The organism is Alteraurantiacibacter buctensis, assembly GCF_009827655.1.
GTDB classification, from domain to species: Bacteria; Pseudomonadota; Alphaproteobacteria; order Sphingomonadales; family Sphingomonadaceae; genus Alteraurantiacibacter; species Alteraurantiacibacter buctensis.
Genome location: NZ_WTYV01000007.1, coordinates 160866 through 170786, shown reverse-complemented (window position 1 = coordinate 170786; position 9921 = coordinate 160866). Strand labels below are relative to the sequence as shown.

Here is a 9921-nt window from a genome sequence, read left to right as displayed (position 1 = left end):
ATGGCCGACATCAACTCCCGCCTCGAAATCGGCGTCACCACCGGGCCGATCCGCGGCAGCCGCAAGGTCCACGTGGGGCCGCGCAAGGTGGCCATGCGCGAGATCGAGCTGGAGCCCAGCAGCGGCGAGCCGCCGGTGCGCGTCTATGACACCTCCGGCCCCTACACCGATCCCGCCGCCACCATCGACATCGCCGCCGGCCTGCCGCAACTGCGCCGCCAGTGGCAGCTCGAACGCGGTGACGTGGAGGAATATGCCGCGCGCGAAGTGAAGCCGGAAGACAACGGGCAGCTTGGCCCGGATCGCAGCGGCGGCGTGCCGGCCTTCCCCAACGTCTACAAGCGCGTGCTGCGTGCAAAGGCGGGCGCTAACCTTTCCCAGATGCACTATGCCCGCCGGGGCATCATCACGCCGGAGATGGAATACGTCGCCACCCGCGAGAACCTGGGGCGCGAGCGCTTGCGCGAATATGTGCGCGACGGGCAGGATTTCGGTGCCGCCATTCCCGATTACGTGACGCCGGAATTCGTGCGCGACGAAGTGGCGCGCGGCCGCGCCATCATTCCCAGCAACGTCAACCACCCCGAATGCGAACCGATGGCGATCGGCCGCAACTTCCTGGTCAAGATCAACGCCAACATCGGCAATTCCGCCGTCGCCAGCGATGTCGCCAGCGAAGTGGACAAGATGGTCTGGTCGATCCGCTGGGGTGCGGATACCGTGATGGACCTCAGCACCGGCCGCAACATCCATGACACGCGCGAATGGATCATCCGCAACAGCCCCGTGCCCATCGGCACCGTGCCGATCTACCAGGCGCTGGAGAAGGTGGGCGGCATTGCCGAGGACCTGACGTGGGAGGTGTTCCGCGATACCCTGATCGAACAGGCCGAACAGGGCGTGGACTACTTCACCATCCACGCCGGCGTGCGCCTGCCGTACATCCCGATGACCGCCAAGCGCGTCACCGGCATCGTTTCGCGCGGCGGCTCGATCATGGCCAAGTGGTGCCTGGCGCACCACAAGGAGAGCTTCCTCTACGAGAAGTTCGACGAGATCACCGAGATCATGAAGGCGTATGACATTGCCTATTCGCTGGGTGATGGCCTGCGCCCCGGCTCCATCGCCGATGCCAACGACGAGGCGCAGTTCGCCGAGCTCTACACCCTGGGCGAGCTGACCAAGCGCGCCTGGGAGCAGGACGTGCAGGTGATGATCGAAGGCCCCGGCCACGTGCCGATGCACAAGATCAAGGAGAACATGGACAAGCAGCTTGCCGCCTGCGGCGAAGCGCCGTTCTACACCCTGGGGCCGCTCGTCACCGATATCGCGCCGGGGTACGACCACATCACCAGCGGCATCGGCGCGGCCATGATCGGGTGGTACGGCACGGCCATGCTCTGCTACGTCACGCCCAAGGAACACCTGGGCCTGCCTGACAGGGATGACGTGAAGGTTGGCGTGGTGACCTACAAACTGGCCGCCCACGCGGCGGACCTGGCCAAGGGCCACCCGGCCGCCAAGGTGCGCGATGACGCGCTCAGCCGCGCCCGCTTCGAATTCCGCTGGCGCGACCAGTTCAACCTCAGCCTCGATCCCGATACGGCCGAGCAGTACCATGACCAGACGCTGCCCGCCGAAGGCGCGAAGACGGCGCACTTCTGCTCCATGTGCGGGCCCAAGTTCTGCTCCATGAAGATCACCCAGGAAGTGCGGGACTTTGCGGCGAAGCAGAACCAGGAAAGCAGCGCCTTCATCGCCGCCGAGGAGGCGGAGAAGGGCATGGCCGAGATGAGCCGCAAGTATGACGAGATGGGCCGCGAGCTCTATCTCGGCGCGGGCGGGCGCGAGCACGACTGATGGCGGACCTCTACCTCAAGAAGCTCGAGTCCGAACGCAAGACGCTGTGGGCCACCTGCCGGCTGAAAGGGCTGGCGCGCAACACGCCCGAACGCCAGCGCATCGCCGCAATTGACGAGGCGATAGCGGCCCACAAGGCAAAGCAGGCCAAACCCGCCGGGTAACACCGGCGGGCGGGCCGCAAACCCCCTCAAGCCGCCGCCCCTCAAGTGTTGCGCATGTTCTCCAGCCCCTTCACCGCGCCTTCACGGGGCGGCAGGCCGGGCGTGGCCTTGGGCTTTTCCGCCTTGGGCTTGCGGATTTCCTTGTTCGATTTCTTCTGACCCTTGGCCATGGCCGGGCTCCTTGCAGGCGAGATGCCTGGCGCGGGTATAGGCGCGTTGGGGGCGGGAGGGGGTATGAAATCGGTGATGCCGGATTGACCCTTAAAGGGCGCGAACTCCATGGCCGCACATATGATGAGTTTCCGCTCGAACTCACTCCACAGCCCTCACAAATACCGCACCCGAACCCCCACCACAGACCCCGCCGCCAAATCCACCACGCTCCCCGCAAACCGCGGGATTCCGCCCGGGTTGCCGGTCACGCCCACGCCTTCGGTCGGCATGCCGATGAAGTTCTGCTTCAGGCGGCCGTTCATGTCCTCGTCGTGGATCACGGTCACCGCGTAGCTGCCGGGGCGGGGGAGGGGGACGGTCACGCGCATCGTCTGGCCGGTCACGCGGAACACATGACGCGGCACGCCGTCGCCCTGGCGGCAGATGGGGAAGCGATCCCGCGTGGCGAACAGGCAGACGATCAGTTGCCCCTGGGTGGAGCGCAGCTCACTCACCGCGACGGTGAAGCTGGCCCCCTGCTGGGCCTGCGCCGATGGGGCGGCGGTCAGCGTGGCCAGCGCCGCCAGCGCCATGATCCGGACCTTGTGCATCGTTCTGCCCCTCCTCGCCAACGTTCCGCGCCCGTCATGCCGCATCGGGTGGCGGACGCAAGGCTGGCCGCTTGCCGGGGGCTGAACCGGCACCCTGCAAGCACCCTGTCCTTTGGGGCAGGCTGCCCTTTCGGTCAGGTCGCAACGCCCGGCGCCCATCCCCATGTTCCCGGTCCGGGACGGGAATCCCTTTACGCGACACGATTTCAAAAGGATTGACCCATGACCAAGCGTTTCCTTCTCCCGCTGATGACTGGCACCGCCCTGGTGCTGACCGCCTGCTCCAGCGAGCCGGCCGAGGCCGACCAGGCCGCCGCCACCCCCACCGCCGAGCCGGTGGCCAGCAACACCGTGGTCGACGTGGCCGTGGGCAACCCGGACTTCTCCACCCTGGTCGCCGCCGTTCAGGCCGCAGGGCTCGCCGAGACGCTGAGCGGCCCCGGCCCGTTCACGGTCTTCGCGCCCGCCAACGCCGCCTTCGCCAAGCTGCCCGAGGGCACGGTGGAAACGCTGACCACCACCGATACCGATACCCTGGGCGGCATCCTGACCTATCACGTGGTGGCCGGGCAGGTGAACTCGTCCGACCTGCTGGCCGCGATCGAGGGCGCGGGCGATGCCGGCTACACCATCACCACGGTCAACGGCGGCACGCTGAATGCCAAGCTGGTGGACGGCAAGGTACAGCTCACCGATGCCGCCGGTGGCACCTCCACCGTGACCATGACCGACGTGGCCGCCGACAATGGCGTGATCCACGTGATCGATACCGTGCTGATGCCCTCCTGATCCGGCAGGCATCGTTTTGACGAACGGGGAAAGGCGGGCCGCAAGGCTCGCCTTTTTCCTGTGGCGGGCGGAACAGCCGCGCGCGGCAACCGTATCCCCTGCATGGCCAGACCCACCCCCTCGCTCGCCCCTGACTATGCTGCATGGTCAAACCTCTGGTTCGACGGCTGGACGCTGTGGTGGGATGCCGCTGCGGTGATGTGGCTGCGCTCTGCGCGCATGGCCGGTGGCGGGCCGCTGGCGGCGCGCGAAGGGCAGCGGATGGTGGCGGAAAAGGCCGCTGCCAACGCGGAACTGGCCGCGCTGCTGCTCACGGGCGGCTTGACCAGCCCGCAGGCTGCGGCAACAACGGCGGTCCGGACCTATGGCAGAACGGTAAGGGCGAACCGGCGCCGGCTGGAAGGGTAGCACGATTTTCATGATTGCAGTTTCGCGCCGGGCGCTGGCCCTGCCGCTGGTGCTGGCCGCCTCGTCCGGCCTGCACGCCCAGAATGCCACGCGCGCGTTCGATCCGGCCGCCTTCTTCACCGGGCGCACCACCAGCGAGGGCACGCTGAGCCAGATCTTCGCCAGCACCAAGACCACCCGCGTATCCACCTTCGGCACCCGCCAGCGAAACGGCGACATGGTGCTGGACCAGCAGGTGCAGATCGGCGACCAGCCGGTGCGTAACCGCACGTGGCGGCTGCGCGAAACCTCGCCCGGGCGCTTTACGGGCACGATCAGCGATGCGGCGGACGATCTGGAAGGCACGCTGTCAGGCGATACGCTGACCCTGACCTACACGATGGACAACCACCTGGGCGTGCACCAGGAAATCACCGTCAACCCCGGCGGGCAGAGCGCGCAGAACGTTATGCGCATCAAGCGCTTCGGCATCACCGTGGCGCGGCTGAGGGAAACGATCCGGCGCGAGGCGCGCTGAGGCCAACCTCGACAAACCGTGCCCCTGCCGCGATGGCTGGAACCGGCAGGCCGTGTGGGCGGTTGTAACGGGCATGAAGAACCCCCGCATCACCACCGCTATTGCCGCCGTGCTTGCCCTGACTACGACCGTTGCCGCCTGCTCGTCGGGCGGCGATACTGTGCCGGCTGACCAGGCCAGCGCCTCGGCCGCCCCCTCCGCCGATCCCTCGCTGCCGGTTGCTCCTGCCGGTGCCACCCCCGCCGCGCTCAACACGCTGACGCTGGAAGGGCTCGGCTCCCTGAAGCTGGGCCAGCCGGTGCCGGCGCGCGGCACCTGGGCCGAGCGCGGGGCGCAGACCAGCGACCAGTGCCGCGTGGTCAGCTCGCCCGATTACCCCGGGGTCTATGCCATCGTGGAAGGCGGAACGGTGCGGCGTATCACCGTGGCCGGAGCCTCGGCGGTCAAGCTGGTGGAGGGCCTAGGCGTCGGCTCCACCCGCGCCAACATCGATGCGGACCTGCCTGGCTTTGCCGAGGAACCGCACAAGTATGTGGATGGCGGGCTCTACCTCACCGCCCCCAACGCGGCCAGCGGCGATGCCGCGGTGCGCTTCGAGCTGGACGGCGACGGGATGGTGAGCGCCATGCACGTGGGCATGATGCCGGTGCTGGGATATGTGGAAGGCTGTGCGTGACGGGCGCGGACGGCCTCTGTCCGGGTTTGACCTGCAACAAGGATAGGCCGCTGCATCTGGTCCATTTCATCGGCATAGAGAGGAGTACGTGACATGAATCGCCTGCATCTCAGCCTTGCCGTATCGGCCTTGGCCCTGGGGGGCTGTGCGGCCACCACGACCGACGAACCCGAAGCCCAGGTTGCCTTCGATACCACCCGCCAATGCTTCTTCACCAGTCAGGTCAACGGGTTCTCCAACGCCCCCGACGGCCCCAACGGTGAGGAACGGCTTATCGTGCATACCGGGCCCAATGACGGATGGCTGTTCGAGGCCTTCGGCAACAGCTGCAACGATCTCGACTTCGCGCAAGGGGTGGCGTTCGACCCGCGTACCATGACCAGCCTTTGCACCGGCACCAACGAAACGCTGCTGGTGCCGCGTCCCGGAGGCGGGGTGGAGCGGTGTTCGGTGCGGCTGCTGGGCAAGGTGATCGAACCAGCCCGCTGAGCGATCAGCGCTTGCGGACAAACTCGGCCCGCAGCACCAGGCCCTTGATGCCGGGGTACTTGCAGTCGATCTCCTGCGCATCGCCTGTCAGGCGGATAGAGGGGATCACCGTGCCCTGCTTCAGGGTCTGGCCTGCGCCCTTGACGGTCAGATCCTTGATCAGGGTAACGGCATCGCCATCGGCCAGCAGGTTGCCCACCGCGTCGCGCACCTCCACCCGGTCGGCCTCGGCACGGCGGGCGGCCAGTTCGGATGCAGGCAGCCATTCGCCGCTGTCCTCGTCGTACACGTAGTCTTCGTCGCTCATGTCCGGTCCCTAGTGCAAGCGCAGGCGCGCGGCGAGTGAAATGAAGAAGGCGGTCGACCAGCCCAGCAGCAGTACGCCGTTGATGCCCTCGACAGCCGCGACAAGTTGCCAGGCCGGGTGGAAGCCGTCGTCGTCATAACCCACCGTGCCGTAGGTGATGGTCGAGAAGTAGACTGCTTCTTCCAGCCCCTGCAGCGCCCCGATCTGGAGGTAGACCAGCGCGTAAAGCCAGATTTCCGTCCCGTGCAGGGCAAACAGCGCCAGCACCACGCCGATGGTAGCGGCAAGGCCTCGCAGCGAAAAAGGGGAGAGGTTGGCAAGGCGTTCCTCATTCCGCTCCGCCCGCAGCACGCGTGTTAGCCCGAGCAGGCCCAGCCCGTGCATGATGACCGTTGCCAGAACCATGGCAGTGGCGATGGCCAGCTGGATCAGCATGGTGTGTGCAACCCGTTCATCTGCGCCTTATCCGTTGCTGGCCGGTCTGTTTGGCCCAGCTCGCGGATAGCGTCCGCAGGCATCGTGGTCTATGGCGGGTGCATGAGAATAATCGCCCCCCTGTGCGCCAGCCTGGCCCTGCTGGCCTCCTGCACGTCGTCCGACAGCCCGACAGACGGCGCCCCTGCCGAGGTGCCCGGCGATGGCGGGGACAGCGTGCCCTTCCATGCCATCGCCGCGGACGAGGTGGTCAGCTTCGTGGGCACCGAACCGTTCTGGGGCGGCGAGGTGAATGGCACGGCCTTGCGCTGGTCCACTCCGGAGAACCCCGATGGCGAGACCATCACCGTCTCCCGCTTTGCCGGGCGCGGTGGCCTTTCGTTCACCGGGACGCTGCAGGGCCAGCAGTTCGACATGGCCGTCACGCCCGCCACCTGTTCTGACGGGATGAGCGACCGGACCTATCCCTATGCCGTCACGGTGCAGGTGGGTGCGCAGCAGCTGAGCGGGTGCGGATGGACCGACCGGCAGGGCTACACCGGCGGCGAATAGCCGGTCGCCTAGAAACTCCCCGGCAGGTTGGCCTGCACGGCATCGGGCCGCCGCGGCTGGAGGATCTCGCGCCCGGTAGCCTGCGTAGTAGCGGAGAAGGGGCTGCAGCCCCGCCCGCTGACGAAATCGAGCGCCACGGCCAGCATCCGCTCCGCCGGGTCGCCGAGCTGGCGGCTGATGTCGTCGGTGGCGCGGCAGGTGTTGGGCACGGTGCTGGCGAGACCCGTGTAGTAGTCGCCCTGGCGGTTGGCGTTCTCCAGCCGGAAGGCGATCACCCGCAGCCGGTCATCGCAGGCCGACCGGTCGAGCGCGATCTGGCCCACCGGCTTGCCATATGTATTCTCACCCACCAGCGCCAGGCGGGTGTTGGGCAGGTAGGGCTGCATCGAATTGATCACCATCTCGCTGGCACTGGCCGTGCCGCCGGTGCCGATGAAGGCGATGCTGGTGGGGGCGATCGCCTGCGGCTGCGAGCGGAACAGGTAGGTCGAGCTCTCGGAGGACTTGGACTGCCGGAAGGTGATGTAATCGTATACCTGGCCCACCTTGTCGCGGCCCATCAGGTCACCCATCAGCTCGGCCACGTCGATCAGGCCGCCGCCGTTGTAGCGGAAATCGATCACCAGGTCGGTAACGCCCGCGTCGCGGAAGGCCTGGTAGGCGGCCCGCAGGTCCGGCCCGGCGGTGTCGATGAAGGTGCGCAGGTTGATATAGCCGACCTGCCTGCCGCCATCGTTGATGATCCTGTAGCCATAGCGGCTGGAAACCGGGTCCAGCGTGAAGTCGGTCTTGGCCAACGTCAGCGTGCGTTCCGCGCCCGATGGGTCGCGCACCCGCAGCACCCGGGTCACGCCCGGATCGGACGGCCCCAGCGCATCCACCACCGCCTGCGCGCCGCCACCGGCCATCAGCGCATTGACCGTCTGGAGGTTGCTGCCGGTGGTGCCGATGGCGGTGATCTCCGCCCCCCGGTCGATGTTCTGCGCCAGCGCGGGGGCGCCTTCGAAGCTTTCGATCACGAACACCCGGCGCGCCGAGGTGTCGTAACCCAGGCGGAAGCCGAAGCCGGCGCTGGAACCGCTCTGGAAGAAGGCGGTCTCCTCCCTGATCGAGGTGACGTAGGTGAAGTAGCGGTCGAACGAGCGGTCCCGGGCGGGCTGGACCACGGCATCGATGTAGTTCTGCAGGTCGGCATGGGCCGTCTTGCTGGTGCCGGGGACCATCAGTTCGGGGAACAGGTACCATTCGTTGAGCTGTTCCAGCGCCCAGTCCTGCCGGGCGGAGAGCGAGCAACTGGCCGTGGTGGCGCTGGGCGATGGCGTGGGCGTGGGGGACGGGGTGGGCGTGCCGCCGAGCAGCCCGCCGCCGCCCGAACTGCCCCCGCAGGCGGCCAGCATGGCGGCACAGCCCAGCGTCAGGGCCAGGCGGGCGGGGGTGCGGGGGGCGGTCATCAAACGGGCCTTTCTGCCGAATCTGCCGTGGCTGAGCGGGCGGAAACCCCCGCCGGGCGACAGTTGCGGATGATACGGTATTCGCCGATCCGTGGCCTTTCAAGCGGTTACAGGGGCCGTGTTCGGGGGCGAATTGCCCCCGATATCCACATGCGCGGGTGCGTTTGGGCCCATTTACGCCCTGTTTGCGCCCTGCTGCCCTTGCCAAGGCGCTTTGGCACGGGCACAGCCGCACCCCACAAGGCCGCTCCCACGGGGGCGGGAGTCGTCAATGGCAGCCATTTTGCAGGCTGCATGGTGGAGTTCACATGGCCCAGACCGTGCCCCAGTGGCTGCAGGGCGTGCTGCTCAACCCCGGTCCCGGGCACGCCGGGCTGGTGGTTGCCACGCTGGCCAACGCCGGGGCGGTGACGGCCGAGATGGTGGGCGCCGGCGGGTTCGAGCTGACCAGCGCCGCCTTCCTCCACGGCGAGGAACTGGATCCCAGCTTCACCGCGGACGAGGAAGACTCGGTTGCACCGCCGCTGGAATGGACCGCGCCGCCCGCCGGTTCGCAGGAACTGGTGCTGGTGGTGGAAGATCCCGACGCTCCGGGCAAGGTGGCCTGCCACTGGCTGGTCTGGGGCCTGGCCGCCCAGCGCGGCAAGCTGCTGGAGGGCGAGGTGCCGCCGCGCGTGGGCAAGAACGCCCATGGCAATTCCGAATGGCTGCTGCCCGCCCCGCCGCAGGGGGACGAGCCGCACGATTACGTATTCCAGCTCTTCGCGCTGGACCAGCCGCTGGCCCTGATGCCCGGCGCATCCCGCGAGGATCTGGTAAAGGCCATGACTGGCCACGTATCCGCCGTGGCCATCCTGACGGGCACTTATGCCCGCGAGGAGGCCGACGAGGATTGGGAAAACTGGGAAGCCGAGGATGCGGACTGACCTTTTTGTCAGTAAGCTGCCCGGCGATTTTTTGTAAGGGAAGGAAGTGGAAATGGCTGCCAAGAACAACGCGCTGAACAAGCCGGTTACCGTGTCGGGCGATCTCGAAGCCGTGGTCGGCAAGGGCCCGATGACCCGCGCCGAAGTGACCAGCAAGGTGTGGGAATACATCAAGGCCAACGGCCTGCAGGACACCAAGGACAAGCGCCAGATCAACCCGGACGCCAAGCTGGGCGCCGTGATCGGCAAGGACCAGATCAGCATGTTCAAGATGACCGCCGCGGTGTCGAAGCACCTGAGCTAAGTCGTCTTTCGCCTTTCGGGGCAGGACTTTACGAGCGGGCGGGAGGCGATGGCTTCCCGCCCGTTTCTTTTGGGCGGGCAGGGTTAGTTGATGAAATACATACCGGGGCGGGGGCTTGTACAAGACCCAAAGGCGCGCGGTTGCACGAACGGCCGCCGCGCCGGTGCGACCGCGCGGGGCGTGTGGGAAAGAGGGGCTGGACAGGGCAAAGAGCTGCATTTGGTGCTGGCAGAACGAAGGGTTTGTAGGACAGCACTTTCTGCTCATTATGTTGACAAG

15 protein-coding genes are annotated in these 9921 nt (G+C 67.1%); 10 read left to right on the top strand and 5 right to left on the bottom strand.

All coding sequences use genetic code 11. The features are described 5' to 3' along the window. Together thiC and GRI99_RS18560 are read left to right on the top strand one after the other, a co-directional pair. Positions 1–1860, top strand: coding sequence for a phosphomethylpyrimidine synthase ThiC (gene thiC / locus GRI99_RS15935; RefSeq protein ID WP_160773054.1), 1860 nt, complete (start codon positions 1–3; stop codon positions 1858–1860). After that, complete coding sequence (locus GRI99_RS18560) at positions 1860–2024, top strand: hypothetical protein (RefSeq protein WP_202393137.1); 165 nt, start codon at positions 1860–1862, stop codon at positions 2022–2024. Before thiC ends, GRI99_RS18560 begins: the two co-directional genes overlap by 1 nt. Positions 2025–2065: 41 nt before the next feature. Here the strand turns inward: GRI99_RS18560 and GRI99_RS18910 are convergent, their stop codons facing one another. Together GRI99_RS18910 and GRI99_RS15930 are read right to left on the bottom strand one after the other, a co-directional pair. Further along, positions 2066–2194, bottom strand: coding sequence for a hypothetical protein (locus GRI99_RS18910; protein WP_272917419.1), 129 nt, complete (start codon positions 2192–2194; stop codon positions 2066–2068). 156 nt (positions 2195–2350) lie between these two features. Continuing rightward, positions 2351–2788 (bottom strand): DUF2141 domain-containing protein, encoded by a 438-nt coding sequence (locus GRI99_RS15930; protein WP_160773053.1) that lies wholly within the window; start codon positions 2786–2788, stop codon positions 2351–2353. Between the two features lie 222 nt (positions 2789–3010). Between GRI99_RS15930 and GRI99_RS15925 the strand changes: the two genes are divergently transcribed. The 5 genes from GRI99_RS15925 to GRI99_RS15905 all read left to right on the top strand — a co-directional run bounded on the left by GRI99_RS15925 (position 3011) and on the right by GRI99_RS15905 (position 5667). Further along, positions 3011–3577, top strand: coding sequence for a fasciclin domain-containing protein (locus GRI99_RS15925; protein ID WP_160773052.1), 567 nt, complete (start codon positions 3011–3013; stop codon positions 3575–3577). Between the two features lie 102 nt (positions 3578–3679). Beyond that, positions 3680–3985, top strand: coding sequence for a hypothetical protein (locus GRI99_RS15920; RefSeq protein ID WP_160773051.1), 306 nt, complete (start codon positions 3680–3682; stop codon positions 3983–3985). Positions 3986–3995: 10 nt separating this feature from the next. After that, the gene (locus GRI99_RS15915) at positions 3996–4502 is read left to right on the top strand and encodes a DUF3833 family protein (protein WP_160773050.1); all 507 of its coding nucleotides are present in this window, start codon (positions 3996–3998) and stop codon (positions 4500–4502) included. A 73-nt stretch (positions 4503–4575) separates the two neighbouring features. Beyond that, a complete protein-coding gene (locus tag GRI99_RS15910; RefSeq protein WP_160773049.1) occupies positions 4576–5178 on the top strand; it encodes a hypothetical protein in 603 nt (200 codons plus the stop codon). 93 nt (positions 5179–5271) lie between these two features. Beyond that, positions 5272–5667: a DUF6491 family protein gene (locus GRI99_RS15905; protein WP_160773048.1), complete on the top strand. Its 396-nt coding sequence runs from the start codon at positions 5272–5274 to the stop codon at positions 5665–5667. 4 nt (positions 5668–5671) lie between these two features. Here the strand turns inward: GRI99_RS15905 and GRI99_RS15900 are convergent, their stop codons facing one another. Both GRI99_RS15900 and GRI99_RS15895 read right to left on the bottom strand, forming a co-directional pair. After that, entirely contained in the window at positions 5672–5974 is a 303-nt protein-coding gene (locus tag GRI99_RS15900) for an alkylphosphonate utilization protein (protein WP_160773047.1), read from the bottom strand. A 9-nt stretch (positions 5975–5983) separates the two neighbouring features. Beyond that, on the bottom strand, positions 5984–6409 hold the full coding sequence (locus GRI99_RS15895) for an ion channel (protein WP_160773046.1): 426 nt from the start codon (positions 6407–6409) through the stop codon (positions 5984–5986). 102 nt (positions 6410–6511) lie between these two features. On the opposite strand from GRI99_RS15895, the gene GRI99_RS15890 reads away from it, so the two are divergent. Continuing rightward, positions 6512–6961, top strand: a complete 450-nt coding sequence (locus GRI99_RS15890; protein WP_160773045.1) for a COG3650 family protein — start codon at positions 6512–6514, stop codon at positions 6959–6961. 8 nt (positions 6962–6969) lie between these two features. On the opposite strand, the gene GRI99_RS15885 is transcribed toward GRI99_RS15890, so the two are convergent. Next, positions 6970–8412 (bottom strand): S41 family peptidase, encoded by a 1443-nt coding sequence (locus tag GRI99_RS15885; RefSeq protein WP_160773044.1) that lies wholly within the window; start codon positions 8410–8412, stop codon positions 6970–6972. A 308-nt stretch (positions 8413–8720) separates the two neighbouring features. Here GRI99_RS15885 and GRI99_RS15880 point away from each other — a divergent pair, with 308 nt between their 5' ends. Together GRI99_RS15880 and GRI99_RS15875 are read left to right on the top strand one after the other, a co-directional pair. After that, on the top strand, positions 8721–9338 hold the full coding sequence (locus GRI99_RS15880) for a YbhB/YbcL family Raf kinase inhibitor-like protein (RefSeq protein WP_202393136.1): 618 nt from the start codon (positions 8721–8723) through the stop codon (positions 9336–9338). Between the two features lie 52 nt (positions 9339–9390). Continuing rightward, positions 9391–9642: an SWIB/MDM2 domain-containing protein gene (locus GRI99_RS15875; protein ID WP_160773043.1), complete on the top strand. Its 252-nt coding sequence runs from the start codon at positions 9391–9393 to the stop codon at positions 9640–9642. Positions 9643–9921 lie beyond the last annotated feature (279 nt).